This is a genomic window from Bdellovibrio bacteriovorus (genome assembly GCF_041888015.1).
In the GTDB taxonomy this organism is placed as follows: Bacteria; Bdellovibrionota; Bdellovibrionia; order Bdellovibrionales; family Bdellovibrionaceae; genus Bdellovibrio.
Genome location: NZ_CP168968.1, coordinates 1754308 through 1771657, shown reverse-complemented (window position 1 = coordinate 1771657; position 17350 = coordinate 1754308). Strand labels below are relative to the sequence as shown.

15 protein-coding genes are annotated in these 17350 nt (G+C 49.0%); 3 read left to right on the top strand and 12 right to left on the bottom strand.

Annotated features, from left to right (window positions below; genetic code table 11):
• Window positions 1-123: 123 nt before the first annotated feature.
• The 5 genes from mpl to ACES2G_RS08570 are packed head-to-tail and all read right to left on the bottom strand — an operon-like array spanning window position 124 to window position 6122.
• Window positions 124-1533, bottom strand: coding sequence for a UDP-N-acetylmuramate:L-alanyl-gamma-D-glutamyl-meso-diaminopimelate ligase (mpl, locus tag ACES2G_RS08590; protein WP_347357128.1), 1410 nt, complete (start codon window positions 1531-1533; stop codon window positions 124-126).
• Window position 1534: 1 nt separating this feature from the next.
• On the bottom strand, window positions 1535-2596 hold the full coding sequence (locus tag ACES2G_RS08585; RefSeq protein WP_374001824.1) for a serine hydrolase domain-containing protein: 1062 nt from the start codon (window positions 2594-2596) through the stop codon (window positions 1535-1537).
• Window positions 2596-3534, bottom strand: a complete 939-nt coding sequence (locus ACES2G_RS08580) for an LD-carboxypeptidase (RefSeq protein WP_347357131.1) — start codon at window positions 3532-3534, stop codon at window positions 2596-2598. Before ACES2G_RS08580 ends, ACES2G_RS08585 begins: the two co-directional genes overlap by 1 nt.
• 3 nt (window positions 3535-3537) lie before the next feature.
• Complete coding sequence (gene purB, locus ACES2G_RS08575) at window positions 3538-4821, bottom strand: adenylosuccinate lyase (protein WP_374001823.1); 1284 nt, start codon at window positions 4819-4821, stop codon at window positions 3538-3540.
• Window positions 4818-6122 carry a hypothetical protein gene (locus ACES2G_RS08570; protein ID WP_347357134.1) on the bottom strand — a complete coding sequence of 435 codons (1305 nt, stop codon included), beginning with the start codon at window positions 6120-6122 and terminating at the stop codon, window positions 4818-4820. Before ACES2G_RS08570 ends, purB begins: the two co-directional genes overlap by 4 nt.
• 172 nt (window positions 6123-6294) lie before the next feature.
• Between ACES2G_RS08570 and ACES2G_RS08565 the strand changes: the two genes are divergently transcribed.
• Together ACES2G_RS08565 and ACES2G_RS08560 are read left to right on the top strand one after the other, a co-directional pair.
• Window positions 6295-6855 carry a glutathione peroxidase gene (locus ACES2G_RS08565; protein WP_347357135.1) on the top strand — a complete coding sequence of 187 codons (561 nt, stop codon included), beginning with the start codon at window positions 6295-6297 and terminating at the stop codon, window positions 6853-6855.
• Window positions 6856-6967: 112 nt separating this feature from the next.
• Window positions 6968-7741, top strand: a complete 774-nt coding sequence (locus ACES2G_RS08560) for an outer membrane beta-barrel protein (RefSeq protein WP_347357136.1) — start codon at window positions 6968-6970, stop codon at window positions 7739-7741.
• Window positions 7742-7798: 57 nt separating this feature from the next.
• Here the strand turns inward: ACES2G_RS08560 and ACES2G_RS08555 are convergent, their stop codons facing one another.
• Genes ACES2G_RS08555 through ACES2G_RS08525 form a run of 7 tightly spaced genes read right to left on the bottom strand, consistent with a single transcriptional unit; the run spans window position 7799 to window position 15724 of the window.
• Complete coding sequence (locus tag ACES2G_RS08555) at window positions 7799-9172, bottom strand: sodium-dependent transporter (RefSeq protein ID WP_374001822.1); 1374 nt, start codon at window positions 9170-9172, stop codon at window positions 7799-7801.
• Window positions 9172-10524, bottom strand: coding sequence for a ribosome biogenesis GTPase Der (gene der / locus ACES2G_RS08550; protein WP_347357140.1), 1353 nt, complete (start codon window positions 10522-10524; stop codon window positions 9172-9174). The genes ACES2G_RS08555 and der overlap by 1 nt, the downstream gene beginning before the upstream one ends.
• A complete protein-coding gene (gene era, locus ACES2G_RS08545) occupies window positions 10502-11413 on the bottom strand; it encodes a GTPase Era (protein WP_347357141.1) in 912 nt (303 codons plus the stop codon). Before era ends, der begins: the two co-directional genes overlap by 23 nt.
• A 1-nt stretch (window position 11414) precedes the next feature.
• Window positions 11415-12119, bottom strand: a complete 705-nt coding sequence (rnc, locus tag ACES2G_RS08540; RefSeq protein ID WP_347357142.1) for a ribonuclease III — start codon at window positions 12117-12119, stop codon at window positions 11415-11417.
• Window positions 12116-13447, bottom strand: a complete 1332-nt coding sequence (gene mtaB / locus ACES2G_RS08535; RefSeq protein WP_374001821.1) for a tRNA (N(6)-L-threonylcarbamoyladenosine(37)-C(2))-methylthiotransferase MtaB — start codon at window positions 13445-13447, stop codon at window positions 12116-12118. Before mtaB ends, rnc begins: the two co-directional genes overlap by 4 nt.
• Entirely contained in the window at window positions 13444-14526 is a 1083-nt protein-coding gene (gene mnmA / locus ACES2G_RS08530; protein ID WP_347357144.1) for a tRNA 2-thiouridine(34) synthase MnmA, read from the bottom strand. Before mnmA ends, mtaB begins: the two co-directional genes overlap by 4 nt.
• Complete coding sequence (locus tag ACES2G_RS08525; protein WP_347357146.1) at window positions 14519-15724, bottom strand: cysteine desulfurase family protein; 1206 nt, start codon at window positions 15722-15724, stop codon at window positions 14519-14521. The genes mnmA and ACES2G_RS08525 overlap by 8 nt, the downstream gene beginning before the upstream one ends.
• Window positions 15725-15911: 187 nt before the next feature.
• Here ACES2G_RS08525 and ACES2G_RS08520 point away from each other — a divergent pair, with 187 nt between their 5' ends.
• Window positions 15912-17348 carry a hypothetical protein gene (locus ACES2G_RS08520; protein ID WP_347357195.1) on the top strand — a complete coding sequence of 479 codons (1437 nt, stop codon included), beginning with the start codon at window positions 15912-15914 and terminating at the stop codon, window positions 17346-17348.
• The last annotated feature ends 2 nt before the right edge of the window (window positions 17349-17350 follow it).

Here is a 17350-nt window from a genome sequence, read left to right as displayed (position 1 = left end):
GGGGTCTTCGATGTTGCGACCGATCGGCGGACGGGACGTCCGAGAGAGTTACTACTAAATCCATATTAAAAAAGCGCCGCGAGAAAATGTCGCGACGCTCCTGCAAAAGTGAGCAGGTACCTTTTATTCCAAGGCTTTCATTAGTTTGGTGTAGATTCCGTCGAAGCCGCCATTGCTCATGATCAGAATAACATCGCCAGTGTGGGCTTTGGATTTCAAAGCGGTCACGATATCGTCGGCAGTATCGAAATCAGCAGCTGCAACTTGGGACTTTTTCAAATCATCCACCAATTCATGAGTCGAGAAACGATTCTCTTCATCAATCTTGGTCTGATCAAACGCCTTCGCCAACAAGACCTCGTGGGAGCCTTTGAAGGCCTCTACGTAATCTTTCTGGAAGACCTTACGACGAGAGGTCGCACTTCTTGGCTCAAACACCGAGAAGACCTTGCGGCCTGGATATTTCTTCTGAATGCCTTTCACCGTCTCACGCACCGCTGTAGGATGATGAGCGAAGTCTTCGATGACCAAAATGCCATTCGGCTCGCCCAGAATTTCCTGGCGACGCTTCACGCCCTCAAAAGACTCCAGAGCAATTTGAATACGGTTTTCAGAGAAGCCCAGTATTTTGGACATAGCCACAACCGCAGTCGCATTCAAAACATTGTATTCGCCTGTGATCTGCATGGCATAAGGCCCCAGGATTTCACCTTTGTGATGCACTTCAAACCCCAGACCGTTCGCATTCTGGAACATGATCTTCGCACGGTAGTCCGCCTCTGCGCCAAAGCCGTAAGTGAATGAATTTTTGCATTTAGCCAGCTTGCGAAGCTCCATCACATTGGCGTCTTCAGAACAAGCCAGCAACGTGCCTTCTTCCGGAATCAAATGCATCAAACGGGCAAAAGATTTTTTCACATCATCCAAATCTTTATAGATGTCCGCATGGTCGAACTCCACCGAAGTCAGAATCACGTGTTTGGGACGATAGTGAATAAACTTTGGAACTTTATCGAAGAAGGCCGTGTCGTACTCGTCACCCTCGATGATGAAATAATTGCCTTCCGGATTCTTAAATGACTGAGAGAAGTTTTTTGGAATTCCACCAATCAAAAAGCCCGGTTTTACTCCCGAATTTTCTGCCACCCAAGCCATCATGGATGTGGTGGTGGTTTTTCCGTGAGTTCCGGAGATCACAACACTTTCACGGTTTTCAATGATGAACTCGCCCATGGCTTTTGGCAAAGAAGTATAAGGAATCCCCAGCTTCGTCAGTTCCTGAGCTTCCTCGTTGTTGGCGGAAATCACGTTGCCGACGATCACAAAGTCCGGCTTAGGATGCAGGTTTTCCGCCTTATAGCCCTTCATGATATTGATGCCCAGACTTTCCAACTGTGTGGACATCGGAGGATAGGGATTTGAATCACTGCCTGTAATTTTAAAACCGCGGTCCTTCAAAAGACCGGCCATCGAAGCCATCGCGGTTCCGCAAATACCCATCAAGTGAATGTGACTGCCTGGTTTGATATTCATTTTAAAGTCCACTTCTTCTGTAGTTTTCAACAATCCAATTATGAATTTCCGGACGGAGTTTGCCAAAGGCTTTGTTGTCAGCTCCGTAAAGAACGCGGTTGGAAAGAATGCACACACTCAAATCCATCTTCGGATCATACCAGGCTGACGTCCCGGTGAAGCCCGTGTGACCAATGGAATCCAAAGAGAAATAAGTTCCACAACTTGCTGCCCCCGGCGTCGGCATCATATAACCCATCGCCCAGTCCCCGTGGCCCTCCGGCAAAGCCCGCTTGGCAAAAAGCTGGGCCGTCTTCTGACGAATAGAATAACGGGCAATACCCAAAAGGTGGGAACGCAAGTGTAATGAGAACCAACCCACGTCATCAATACTTCCGAACAAACCGGCATGAGTGGAAACACCTCCCAGAGCCCAGGCGTTCAGATCATGAACCTCACCCTGCACCAGTTTGCGGCGCACCGGACATTCTTCCGTCGGTGCATACAGGGACAGCTTGTTAGTCACCTGATTGTTCGGGTGGAACTCCAGCGTCGTTCCCAGATAGAATTTATTTTTGATATCTGTCCAGACATCATCCAAAGGCTTGTCATAAAGTTTTTCAAGGACATAACCCAAAACCAGGAAGCCCACGTCCGAATAAACAGCCGTTTCCTGTTTTTCAATTTTCAATCCCTGCAAGATCGACTGCAGTTGTTCACGACGTTTTTCCCGCGGCAAAGCCGTGTTGATTTCCTGATACAGCGGCAACCACCACGGCAGACCCGAACTGTGAGTCAGAAGCTCCGTGATTCTTGTTTCTTTGTGCTGGAACCATGGCAGCAGATCGCTGACTTTGGTTTCAAAATTCCATTTACCACTTTCAAAGGCCTGCAACATGGCCTGCGTGGTGAATATCACCTTCGTCAGGCTGGCCAGATCGTAGTAAGCATAGGTATTACCCACCGCCACATCACAGATAATACGACCGCCCTGATAAGCTCTTACCATCACCCCCGGGGTCGTATCACGGATGCGGTCTTCCAGTTGCGAGATCAGGTTTTTTTCCAAGATAGAATATTTCATTACGGACGTCCTCCGGTTTGAATCTGCAACAAGACACGACCTTTATCGACGGTCAATTCACAGGATGTGTTAAAAGGAACTGGGCGCTGCACAGGAGCGTGCCCAGCTTCAAGCCCTTTAAAGAGCGGGATCTCCAGATCCTCGGCCCAACGTTTAAAGACTTTGTTTGTTTTATCTTCGCCAGTCCCGCCGGGCTCTTCACCACCGAAGAAATCACCCAAGATCAGGCCCTGACACTTTTTAAAGATCCCTGCCTGCCGGAACTGCTCGAACATGCGATCCACGCGGTAACCGCGCTCTCCGATATCCTCGACAAACAGCAGCTTCTTGTCGGCATTGATCTGCCACGGGGTTCCCAGGGTCGACTGTAACACTGTCAAATTGCCCCCCGTGATGCACGACTTGACTGTTTTTGCTTCGCGCGCCGCCTGATTCAGGGGTTTGAGCTTTTTAAATTCAATTTGCGTGGTTTTGCCAAACAAAATGTCATGAATTTCTTTTTCATGTTTGGCAGAAACCATATTGCGCCCCAAACGATCCAACAACGGCGCATGCAAGGTGGACCAGCCCCATTCCTGAGTCACAAATGTGTGCAAGGAAGAAATATCACTGATCCCAATAAGCAATTTGGGCGCCTTTGGCTTTTTGAGTTTTGCCAGATATGGAAGCAGGCGATTACTGCCATAGCCACCACGCAAACACCAGATCACTTGAGAATCTTTGGCCTCAATCGCGGCCTTTAAAAAATCCCAGCGCGCCTCATCTTCATGAGCATGCAGGAAATGAGGCTTAACAATCCCTTTCGGAATTCGAGGCTGCAGTTTCCATTTCAGCAAAAAATCACGGGCACCATCAACTTCATGAGGCTTTGATGGATAGCCCGGAGCCACCACATCAATAACATCATTTTCTTTTAAAAACTTCCAACTGCCTGCCATGTGCTACACCCGCTTGATAATATCTTTGATGGCTTTTTTATGTTTTTTACCTGTGAAGATCTCGTCGATCTCTTTAGGCTTCAAAAGTTTGCTAATCTGGTCATCAACCAGAAGTTTATCCTTCAAGTGCTCGCCATAAGCCAAAGAGTGACACAGGCGCTGTACCAGCGCATAGGCTTCTTCGCGGATCATGCCTTTTTGAATCAGCGCCAACAAAACATGCGAACTGAAGATCTGACCTTGCGAACTTTCAATATTGTCCATCATGCGCTTCTTGTTCACATCCAGGCCATCCAACAGAATCGTCATGCGATGACAAGCATAGTCCGCGACGATGAATGCATCCGGAAAGACCACACGCTCGACTGAAGAGTGACTGATGTCGCGCTCGTGCCACAGGGCCACGTTTTCCATACCTGCAATCGCGTATCCACGAAGCAAGCGGGAAAGACCCGTGATATTTTCCGCACTGATAGGATTCTTTTTGTGCGGCATCGCCGACGAACCCTTTTGCCCTTTAGTGAAACCTTCCGTCACTTCAGCCACATCACTGCGCTGCAAATGGCGCAGCTCTACCGCCAAGCGTTCCAATCCCGTTCCGAAAATAGCCAGTGCCGAAAGAATCTCGGCATGACGGTCCCGAGGAATCACCTGGGTGGCAATCGTTTCAGTTTTCAATTTCAGTTTTTTCGCCACTAGATTTTCAATTTTAGGCGCCTGACTAGAATAGGTCCCCACAGCTCCACTGAGCTTGCAGATCATCATGTTATCCAAAGCGGCCTTCAGACGTTTTTTATTGCGCTGAGTTTCAGCCAGGAATCCGGCCATTTTAAATCCAAAGGTCGTGGGCTCTGCAAACATCCCGTGAGTACGACCGGCACACAGAGTTTCCGCATGACGGCTCACCAAAGTCTTCAAGGACTTTTCCAAACCATCCACCGATTTCATCAGCACAGCCCCCGCTTCACGAACCTGAAGACTGAAAGCAGTATCCAGAACATCAGAAGAAGTCAGGCCGTAATGAATGAATTTCCCCTGAGGCCCCACATTTTCCGCCAGGTTGGAAACAAAGGCGATGACGTCGTGTTTGGTTTCACGTTCGATCTCAGAAATTCTTTTCACATTGAAGCGGGCCTTTTGTGCGATGGTCTTCGCCGCGCCCTTAGGAATGATGCCAAGTTGTGCCTGGACTTGTGCCACAGCGATTTCAACTTCCATCATCTTACCGAACTTATGATCCGCATCCCAAAGAAGGCCCATTTCTGGGCGAGTGTATCTTTCAATCACGAGTTCTGTTCCTTTCGCTTCTTCTCTTTTTGCTCTTTGAGCAGTTTTTCCTTCCACCAGTTGACGATGCGACTCTGGATGGATTCATGATTGTCAAAGTAAGATCCCCAATTATAGTTCGGCCACACTTCAGGACCATCCAAGTGCAGGTTCCCGTAAGAACTGCGCCCACGTCGAGCGCCCTGTTTTTCCCCAAAGACCGGGAAGCGTGAAGCCCCTAACTGCGCATAGGTATAATAATACTCTTGCGGGAAGCTCAGGATCTGCGGCTCAGCCAAAGACATGCGCTCTTTCAGATGATTCTTCATGCGCTCACTGCGAACAGTCAGATAATCCTTGTTAAATCTTTGCACGGTGGGAATTCTCATCCAGACATCAAACTGCTCAGGCAAAGATGTTCTTTGCAGCACCATCATGTTTTCATGAGTCCATGGAGAATCCACATCATCAATCACCACCGTGTGCAGAGGCAGCCGGTCCCGCTCAAAGCAGGCCTGAAGCCCCACACGGTACCGCACCCAACACCACTCCGGTTCCAACGCCCCTTCCGGGAAGAAGTATTTACCCAGGCGTTCATTCAGGAAGTAGGTTTCTTCGCTGGTCAACATCCAGACAATTTGTTCCAGACGGAACAGACCTTGTTTTTCACCGGAAAGTTCAAGACCGGTGATGGACTTTCCACCGCCGAAAGACACGTCCATGATCTGATGCGGACGAATGACATCCACCCCTTTACTGGTCAGCCAGCTTAAGGATTTTTCCAGACCATTGCGAGTCGCCTGTCGCACCAGGAACGAAGAAGACAACGGCGTCGGCACCCCAAGGCGCGCGCCCTTGGCATTGGAAGTGTATGTTGTCCCGGACCACTGATGCGCCAGATGTAAAATCCAGCTTGCATCAAAATCAAGAGCATCAAGATTTTTGTACAGGCTCTTCGCAGCTTTATCGCCAGTGCCGCCAATCAGATGTTCTTTCACGTGCGACGACAAATTGGACTGATCGATTTTATACTTTGTGACCGGGCCCTTGAATTCAAAAGGACCTTCCTTCAACCACAGTGTAAATCCATTTGATACTTCATCAAACGGATCATCCGAATACATTCTTTCTGATTGAGATTCTGAAATGCGTTCGTTACGGAAAAAACCAAAGGGGCCTTCCACGTCTTCCGACGGCCACACTCCCAATTTGGTTGATACATCAACAAGAGTTGTTTTAATTCCCTCTTTCGCCAAAGCTGCAGCCAACCAATGACCACGACCAAAAGCTGAAATAAGGATAACGGGACTGCCAAGTTCCATCGCCGCAAATGTCTCCTGTTTTTGAAGTGAAATTGAATCCTAAAGGCTCTTAATGATTAGAAAATCACGAATTGATAAAGTCAAAGGTGCGCACCGCATCCAAAGTGACGGCCGGGCTTTTTCTTGTGATTTCCAAAGAGCAGACCTAGAATACGCTCATCAGGAGGAACTCATGCGTCTTTTAACTCTCCTTAGCCTCATTTTTTGCTCTCATTTGGTGTGGGCCAATGATTCTTCCACCCCGACCAACTTCTTTGATCTTTCTGCCAATTCCCTCAGCGGGAAGAAGGTGAATTTCTCGACTTATCGAGGAAAAGTCGTCCTTGTGGTAAACACCGCTTCGCAATGTGGCTTCACACCGCAGCTCAAAGAACTGGAAGAAATGTACAAAAAATATGCAAGCCGCGGCTTCGTGGTCTTGGCCTTCCCATCCAATGACTTCAAACAGGAAAAAGGCTCCAATGAGGAAGTTCAAACCTTTGCGGAAAAAGAGTTCGGAGTGACTTTCCCGCTGTTTGATAAAGCCCCGGTCACCGGCAAAGACAAGCAGCCGGTTTATCAATTCCTGACAACCCAGAAGCCGGGAATTCTGTTCAAAGATGTCGCATGGAATTTTGAAAAGTTCCTGGTCAATCGCAAGGGTTTGGTCATCGAGCGCTGGAGTTCCATCACCAAACCTTCCTCTGACAGTATCACCAAGGCTATCGAAAAAGCCCTGAACGAGCCGCTGTAGTGCTTCGTCAGATGTTTCAGACTGAGACAAACTGCGATATCTGGACTTCCTTTTGATACTTTACTTTGAAGTTTTCCCCGTTTTGATTCGATAATATCAAGAGGGGGATCTTGTGAAAACCACAGCTCGATTACGTACATACAGCCTTCTTGCAGCTCTTTTTTCCATGGCGATGGCCATGCCCCAAAAATCACTGGCTCAGTCTGATCAAAAAACATACTTGCTTTCTCAAGTTGATGTGGATGAAGCCTACGATCCATTTACTGACTATAGCGAATTTGAAGAAGAATCTGACGAAGAAGCCGATATCAACTTCTTCCGCAACGGACGCTTCTTCACCATTGGCCTTGCTGGTGGTATGCGTGGTTTCACCGGCAACTTTGCTGATGCTTATTCATCTGCTCCGACATTCGGTATTTTCCTGACTTATTTCTTTGATCTGCGTCTGGCCATGTCTTTGGGTTTCCAAACTGGTGACCACGCTGTGCGATTCAAAGTTCTTAACAAGACCGACCCTTATGAAGGGAACGTTTCGATCACGGCTGTGAACTTCGACTTGAAGTATTACATGAACACTCAAAACGTGACTCGCGGCCTGGCGGATCTGAATCCGTACATCCTGGGCGGCCTGGGGCAGTTCTATCGCACTTATACAATTGCGGGCCTTGATGGCTTTAGCCGTGATTCCACGATGGGTTTTGATATCGGTGCGGGTCTGGAGATCCCTTTGATGCGTAAAAAAGCGTACCTGGGCCTGCAGGGAACTTATCACTATGTGAACTTCAGTGATGAGAACAAAAATTACGTCGATGGCACTGAAAAGCTGGAAAAGAATCTGGCCGGGGACTTCTATAACTTCCTGGTGATTTTGGGGATGAACTTCTAATTCTGAATCAAAATAGAAATAAAAAAGGGACTCTTGCGGTCCCTTTTTTATTTCCCATCAATCCAAGGCAAAAACACCCACAATTTGCAGCAAAAGCCCCAGCACGATCACAATCGGCCCCGCCCATTGTAAGACGAACATCCAGTGCGGATACATGGAATAACTGACGAACTTGTCCTTATCGACAAAACCCAGCTCTTTTTCCTTCTCAGAAATTCCCATATTGAAAGCAATCAAGATCCCCAATGCGACCACGGGCAACAACCAATTAATCAACAAAGAATCCAGATTCTCGATCAACGAACGCCCGCCCACACGAATATCTTTAAATATCGAACTCGACAGCGCCGGAAGAACCGTCAACAGCAACGCAATAGCTCCGGAATACCACGTAGCCTTGCCACGCTCCATTTCCTTTTGCGCATCCACCCAGTTGGAAACAACCACTTCCAGAAGACCAATGCTGGCATTTAGAGCTGCCATATACAAACAGACAAAGAAAGCCAATCCAAACAACACGCCACCGGGAATGCCCAAAAGATATTTAGGTAAAACCTCGAACATCAACGCCGGATCTGTCAGGGGAACATTGGACGCCTGGAATGCCACGGGGAAAATCATCACCACCGCGATCATGGAAATAATCGTATCCACAATCGTCACCCGGAATCCAGCGGTAGGAATATGGTCTTCTTCACGCATATAGGACCCGAAGGTCACCATCGTTCCAAACCCCACAGACAAAGTGAAGAACACATGCCCCAAGGCATGATTCAAAGACGACCAAGTCAGTTTGGAAAAATCAGGATAGAACAGGAAGCGCAAAACTTCCGGAGTCGATGGCAGCGAGAAGGATCTCATTACCAGAATTGCCACTAACGCCACAAAGAGCGGCATCGTGTACCCGATCCAACGCTCTAACCCCTGCTGCACACCTTTCACAACCACCACTACGGTGATCAGGATGTGCGCACTGGCCAGCATCAGTTGCAACCAGCCATTGGACATCAAAGCTGCCAGATTCGTTTTATCAACAACCTGGTCTGTAGAGGAAAACAGTGAAATCAAAAACTGCGTCAGGAAGTGCAGAACCCATCCGCTGATCACCGAATAATAAGACAAAACAACGACACTGACTAAAACCGCCAAACGCCCGACCCAGCGCAAAGAACGCACTCCGGATTTTTGCCCCATCTGCTGGGTGGCCACGATCACGGAGCGACGCGTGCCTTTTCCCAACATCAGCTCAGCAATCAAAAGCGGAGCCCCGATCGCCAAAGCCATGAAACCATAAAGCAAAATAAAGGCACCGCCCCCGTTTTCCCCTACCACGTAAGGGAAGCGCCAAAGATTGCCCAGACCGCAGGCTGAGCCCACGGCCAAAAGGTAAAATCCATAGCGTGTTTTCCAGGAGCCGCGCTTAGTTGCCATTACTCTCCGCCACCACTGCCGCCACGGCGTGATTTCATACAGAAGATACGAATCGGCATCCCGTGCAAATCCCAACGGTCCTTGATATTCTTAATCAAGAAGCGACGATAAGAATTCGTCACACCATCTGGATGGTTGGCAAAAGCGATAAATGCCGGTGGTCTTTGATAAGTCTGAGTCAAATAGTAGAACTTCACGTTCGTCGTACCCCAAACCGGAGCCGGAGCTTTACGAATTGTCTCAAAGAAGAAGTCATTCAGCTCAGCTGTTGGAATACGCATCGTCATCTGATCAGCCACTCGCTCGATCATCTCGAACATTTCTTCCAGACCGTACTGAGTTTTGGCACTGGTGAAAACAACATTCACATCGGTAAAGAAGTGGAACACACGTTCAACTTGTTCACGGAAGGTCTTGCGATATTCCGGAACCTCTTTACCACCCAAGTCCGACTTGTTCGCGACCACGATCACACCTTTGTGATCTTCCAGAATGGACTGCATGATACGGGCATCCTGGTCTGTCGGTCCGATTGTTCCATCGACAACCAACAAGATCAGATCCGCGCGGCGAATTGCTTCCTGAGATTTGAAGGCAGAAATGATCTCAAGATCCTCTTCACGCTTGGCAGAGCGGCGCAAACCGGCTGTATCCACCAGGGTGTACTTCTTTCCGTTATAGATGAATGGAGAATCCACGGAGTCAATCGTTGTTCCCGCAACATCGGAAACGATCATACGATTCACGCCCAGGATCGCATTACACAAAGAGCTCTTACCAACATTGGGCTTACCCACGATGGCAATATTGATACCCTCTTTAACCGTCCCTGGATTTTCAGGGATTTGTTTGGTGATCCATTCCAAAACATCGGCAACACCACGACGCTGTTCAAAAGAGGCAGAAATGATATCCACGCCGAACTCATAGAAGTCCGCTTTGGCCATATCCGCTTCAGCATCACGATCCACCTTATTGATCACCAGCAGGAACGGCTTCCCGGTCTGCTTGGCAACACGGATGATGTCGCGATCTTCCGGCACCAGCCCGGCACGTCCATCCATCACCGCCACGATCAGATCCACAGAGTGCAGGAACTCGGTCACCTGTTCCCTGATCAATTTAGAGAAAATATCACCGGCTTCGGTAATACCGCCGGTATCAATCAAATCAAATTGCTTACCCCAGATATCCACGGGCTCAATGATAATATCGCGAGTCACTCCCGCCTGGTTTTTCACCACGGCCTTGCGTGTGTCAGTAATAATATTAAACAGCGTTGACTTGCCTACGTTCGGGCGACCGATGATCGCCACCTTGGGTGAAAACTCAGTCCTTTGATTCAACGACATAGCCCAGCTCCTTCATCATGCGTTTATTGGAGAACCATTCAGGCTTGCTCGCCACATTCAGGTCCAGGAAGACTTTCTCTCCCATCAGTTTTTCAATTTCTTTACGTGCTTCCATGCCGATTTGTTTAATCATGGCCGCACCTTTTCCGATAACCATCGCTTTGTGGCTCTCTTTACCCACCACGATTTCAGCGTAGATCTTGGGAACCGGCTTGGCCTCTTCCTCGAACTTCACAACACGCACTGCGATCGAGTAAGGCACTTCGTGATGAAGAGCATCGAAACATCTTTCACGGATGATTTCAGAAACCATTTCACGCACATTTTCATTGGTATAAAGTTCTGTATCGTACAATGGAGCTGGGGATTCCGGCAGAAGCTCCATGAACTCGATCAAAAGTGCTTCGCGCTCTTCCTGATCGTCCTTGGAATCTTTCACCGATACGGAGAAGGCTTTGCCACCCGCAGTCTCAACCATCTTGCGAAGGATCATCGCGCGATGGGCTTTATCTTCAATATCTGTTTTCGTGATAACTGCAATCCATGGTTTGCCGCTTTTGGAAACCATTTCGATCACTTTTTCTGCGTCCTCGGGACGCTCTTCATCCACAGACAAAACCGCCAACAAGGCATCAGAGCTTCCGATAACGTCTTTAGCTTCCTGAGCCAGGAATCCATTCAGACCTTCATCAGCGCGGATCAATCCCGGAGCATCAACGAAGATGATCTGTCCTTTGTCCGTACTCCAGATACCCAGAATACGACGGCGTGTTGTTTGGGGCTTTGCAGAGACGATGGAAACCTTCTCGTCCACCAGGAAGTTCATCAATGTGCTCTTCCCTGCGTTCGGTTGTCCAATCAGACCTAAAAATCCGGCTTTGTAACTCATTCTAATTCGTCTCCTTGTATTTCATCTCAAGAGCGTTCTTTGCTGCCATTTGTTCGGCATTTTTCTTACTGCGACCCCGCCCTTGAGCCCAGACATCTTCTTTTACTTTTACACAAACCAGGAACTCCCGGTCATGCGGAGGTCCTTCTTCCGCCAGAACCTCGTACTTTGGCGTTTCTTTCGAGGACTTCTGAACCAGCTCCTGCAAACGGGTTTTATAATCCCGCTCGAAGTCCTCATGACGACACACCCGATCCGCCAACGGAACAAATTCCTGACGGATAAAACTGCGTGCTACAGTGAAGCCACCATCCAGATACAGCGCGCCAACAATAGCTTCAAAGGACGAGGCGATCAGCCGTGGCTTTTGTGCGCCACCTGTTTGCGCTTCACCTTTTCCCAATTGCATCAGCTTGTTCAAGCCCATCTCCAGCGCCAGTTCGGAAAGAACTTCCTCATTGACGATGCTGGCCCTTTTTTTCGACAGTCCACCTTCCGTGTCTGTCGGGAATTTTTCATAAAGGAATTCACCCACGACCAGATCCAAAACAGCGTCGCCCAGGAATTCCAGCTTTTCATTGTGTTCAACACAATTACGCAGCTCATTGGCGAAACTTTTGTGAGTCAAAGCGCGTTCCAACAGCGCCTGGTTTTTAAACTGATACCCCAGGCGTTCTTCAAGACTCTTACGAAATTGTTCGTTCATGTAAGGACCTCACCAATCAGATGTCCTTCCATGTGCTGTTTGTTGGAATGATCATATCCTGTGATTTTAACTTCCACTTCCTGGCCCGCCCAGTGATTCAGGAAGCTTTCAGCTCCGGAAATATCCACTGGCCAGTAGTCGTGACTTAAACCTTGCCCGCCCTTAGCGGCATTTTTCAAGACCAGAACTTTCTTAGTTGTTCCGATCTGAAGCTGAGCTTGTTCGGCATAGCGAGCAATACTCAGATCGCGCAGTCGAGCCGCACGCTCCGCACGAACGTGCGGATATACAGAGACATCCATCGCCGCCGCACGCGTCCCCTGACGTTCACTGTAAGGGAAGACATGAAGCTTGGTCCAAGGCAGATTCTTCAAACAATCGTAAGTGTCCTGGAACTGCTCTTCCGTTTCCGTCGGGAAGCCTGTAATGACATCCATCCCCACAAAACTGCCCGGAACCCGATCCGCAATCGCGTGCAGAGATTTTTGCACGTCGGCCTGCGTATATTTACGTTTCATCTGGAACAACACATCTGTATTCGCACTTTGAATGCTCATATGGAAGTGTGGGCACAGGCGAGAGTCCTGATACAGATCCAACAGGCGGTCCGAAACCTCGACCGGCTCCAAACTTGCCAAGCGAAATCTTGGAACTTTGGTTTTCGCCAGAAGATTCTCAAGAAGATCTTCCATTACATAGGCCTTGTCGCCAACCTTGTCTTCGTAATCACCGATATGCACGCCGGTTAAAACAACTTCGCGTGAACCTTGAGCGTAAAGATCGTTGATGCGATTCACCAGGTCCGCCACCGGGATTGAGCGGCTCTTACCCCGGGCATAAGGAATAATGCAATACGTGCAGAAGCTGTTGCAGCCGTCCTGAATTTTCAGGAACGTGCGCGTGTGTTCTTTTTCAATACCACCGCCAGCCTCCAGATCTTCTTTTTTGAAGATGTTGGATTTAAATACTTTTTCAGTCAGTTCACCACGGAAGTGTTTATTCAAAAGATCCGGCAAAGAACCTTTGTGAGAATTTGCCACAATCAGATCCGCACCCGGAAGACTTGAAAACGACCCGGTATCCACCTGAGCCGCACACCCCGTGACCACCACCGTGCAGAAGGGATCTTTCACCTTCAAACGGCGGATATAGCGAACTGCCTCTTTCGTGGCTTCCGCAGTCACCGCACAGGTATTCAGAACGTGAATACGGGCGTTTTTCTCTCCGGAAACAATTGGAGCAAAACCGCTGGCGTTTAGATTTTTCTGGATAAGGCCCGCATCGTAAGTGTTCACCTTACAACCGAAAGTGTGGACCTGATACTTCATAGAGTGATCCATCCGCCTCCCACCAGCTGCTTGTCGCGATAGAAGACCGCCGCCTGGCCAGGAGTCACTGCTCTTTGCGGTTCAGAGAATTTCAATTTAAAACCCTGGGCCGTTTTATGGACCTGCGCTTCAGATCCCTTGTGCTGATAGCGGATCTTCACGTTCATGGTCTCGCCGTCCTGAATTTCATCCAGAAGCTTTGGATCCACTACTTCAACTTCATTGGCGAAAAGATACTGCTCGTCACCAACCCAGACAGTGTTGTCAGTGGCATCAATTTTAATTACAAAAAGCTTCTCATGGTGATCCATGCCCAAGCCTTTGCTTTGACCATAAGTGAAGTTATGAATCCCGTCATGCGGAGCCATCACTTCGCCATTCGGGTAGCGCTTCAAAAGACCTTTTTTGGATGCCAGGATTTCCGGCTTCACTTGGCCTTTGATGAAGTTCTGATACCCTTGTCCGCCCACAAAGCAGATCCCTTGAGAATCCTTTTTACGAGCAGTCACCAGACCACGGCTTTCAGAGTAAGCACGCACTTCCGGCTTTTTCATGTCCCCGACCGGGAACAATAATTTCGGAACCAGTTCAGGATCAATCGTGAATAGGAAATACGTCTGATCTTTCCAATCGTCGGTGGAGGTGTGGATCGATGACTTGCCATTTTCGTCAGTCACGATCTTGGCATAGTGGCCTGTGGCGATGTAATCACACTCGAGCTCTTTCATCTTTTTAACCAGATGATCAAATTTCAAATAGGTATTGCAGTTCACACAAGGAAGCGGCGTCTGCCCTTCCAGATAAGCTTTCAAGAAAGGATCAATCACGGCCGCACGGAACTTGGCCTCGCAGTTAATCACGTAAAACGGAATCCCCAAACGGTCCGCCACAGAACGGGCGTCATCCACGTCGATACTGGAACAGCAAGTGCCGTTACCTTCCTCGATGTCGCAACTGGAATAATCCCAGACTTGCATTGTTGCCCCAATAACCTCATACCCCTGTTCGACCAAGAGCGCAGCCGCGGCGGAACTGTCCACGCCTCCGCTCATAGCAACAAGGACTCTCCCTTTAGACATGACAAGAATCTCCTTCGTCGTCGTTCAGTGATCGCAAGCGATCCACCACTGTTTTCAATGTATCTACAAACAAATCCACTTCACCGAGTGTGCTTTCCCACCCCAGACTGACACGCAGACTGTTCTGCGCTTCCCCGCGAGTCAGACCCATAGCCAAAAGAACCGGACTGGGCTCAGGATTTCCAGAAGAACATGCCGCCCCCGTGGACACCGCAAAGCCTTTGATATCCAAAGACATCAGCATCGTTTCCCCATCAGCGCCTTTCAAAATCAAGGAGCTGGTATTCGACAGACGTACACTTTCCACCGCTGTGATCGTCACATCGGTGATTTCGGCCAAAATGCGGGCTTCCATGTGATCACGCAAAACCTCTATGGCACGGGACTTTTCTTCAATCATTGAGGCGCGTTTTGCAACCACACCAAGGCATCCAATACCCAAAGTGTTTTCGGTGCCACCACGACGATGTCTTTCCTGACCACCACCGTGAATCAACGAGCTGACGTTCGAGCCCTTCTTAGAATAAAGAACCCCGGTGCCTTTCACAGAATAAAACTTGTGACCCGAGAACGAGGCAAAATCCACATTCAGGTCATGCAAGTTCACCGGTACTTTACCAAAAGCCTGCACGGCATCGGTATGAAAGAGCGCGCCTTTTTTATGAGCCATCTCGGCCATCTGCTTGATCGGGAACAAGGTGCCCGTTTCGTTGTTGGCAAACATCACCGACACCAGTGCCGTTTCTTCGCTGAGATGTTCTTCATAGAACTTCAAGTCAATCTGCCCCTGACGATTCACGGGAATAAAATCCACCCGAGCGCCGAGAGATTTCAGATGCTCCATGGTCTTCATCACGCTGGGATGCTCTACAGCAGAACACATGAAGTGAGTACGGCCGCGCTGTTCGGGAGTTAAGAACTGGGCCGTCTGGTAATAATCAAACAGCCCCTTCAAAACGGTGTTGTTCGCTTCACTGCCGCCGGAAGTAAAAATGATTTCCAAAGGATGAGCACCGATGGCATCCGCCATGGCTTTACGGGCATCACGCAGAATATTCTTCGGCTGACGGCCGCTCCAGTGGATAGAACTTGGATTCCCCCAGGCCTGCGCAAGCTCTGGCAAAGCAGCCAGAACTTCTGCACACACGGGGGTCGTGGCATTGTGATCAAAATAGTGAAGGACTTTGGTTGATATCATAAGCGCACGGAACCTATCACAGTTCTTAAGTATTGAGAACCTCTAAGATAATTTGCCAATTCCGGGTGTCCACTGCGTTAACATTTCGGGAAAATTCTACACCCCAAAATACCCTCCCCGGGGGCTCAACTGGACTAGGCCTCAGTTTTTACTCAGGTTTTCTTAAGGAATTCCGATAAACACAGTGATGAGTCATCACCTGTGGTTTGAACATTTTAAAGAGCAACTTCAAGGACTTACCGAAGCCTTTGAACAAAGCGGATCGCCTTTGAGCCTTCTGGGCTACGCTATCTGCGAGCAACGCCTCAGCTCGGAAGCCTATCTTCAATGGGCCATGACTCACCATAGACTTCCTTTGCTTCAGTCACGATTTTTTACAGAAACTCCCGTGTCCCAGGAAATGTTCGCGAAGTGGGCGACCCATTATCCGTGGTCTGCGGAGTGTCTGCCTGTGGCGGAGTGGGATGGATCCCTCATCGTAGCATGTCTTCAGCCGCCGCAGGATTTTCCTTCTTTCCCGTCCAGCATTCTGGTTCTGGCGACTTATGAAAACCTGGAACAAGTCTGGAAACAACTGCACCCGGAAAGACAAGCCGCCCCTGCTGCTGAATCAGCGCCAGAAGGCATTGACCTTTCCCTAAGCACTCCAAAAAAGCAAAGCTCTGACAGCTTCTCGTTTGATGATTTGGGTGTCGCACCCGAAGGCTCCTCTCCAAACTTTGAACCTCTTTCTGGCGATGAACTTTCTGTCGAAGGCACTCCGGAAGAAAAGCTCGACGGTCTCTTTGACGGCCCGACAGTGATTCGCCTGGAAGCTTTGGCTCCAACACCTGCAGAGTCTTCAGTCGCTGAGACGGCTCCATCTGCGGAAGGTGAATTGGCGCTTGAAATCCCCGAGAGCGAACTGAAAACGACGATCATGCCGTTGCCGACAGCTCCGGCTGCTGCTGCAACACCTGTGATCGAAGAGATCCCGGCTGTGGCGATTGAACCTGTGGCAAAACAAGACAGCTCGGCTCCTAAAAGAGCCACGCCGCCACCGCCACCAAAATCTGATTTGCCACCTCCATTCGAAGACAGCTTCAGCAATAAACCTATTCCTATCACTCCTCGTCCTGCGGGAGTTGCCAAGCCTACGATCAATCCCGTAGCCACCGGCCATTTCGCTTTGGACAAAATTAAAAAGAAAAATGCAGCGGCTCTCAATGAAAAGGTCAAACTTGTCTTGAGTGAAATGAAAGCGCATTTTGAAAAATCCATGATTCTGACCTTGGACGAACAAGAAACGCAGATGATTGCCTTTGCCTGGGATGAAAACTTCAAAGGCATGAAGGACACGTCCATGCGCTTCCCTCTGCAAATACCAAGTATTTTCAGTATTGTAGCATCCACACAGAAGCCTTATCACGGCTATATTTCCCTGAACGAAACCAACGAAAAGTTCTTCGAAGGTTGGAATCAGGGGCGCATCCCTGACCATGTCACCATCGCACCGATTGTCATCAACGAAAAACTGGTGGGCATGCTGATGGGCTTTGCGGAAAAGTCAGCTTACAATAAAGTTTCCCTCAATTTGGCAGAAAAACTTTCCAACGACTTCATTAAGGGTCTGCAGGCGGCGTAACT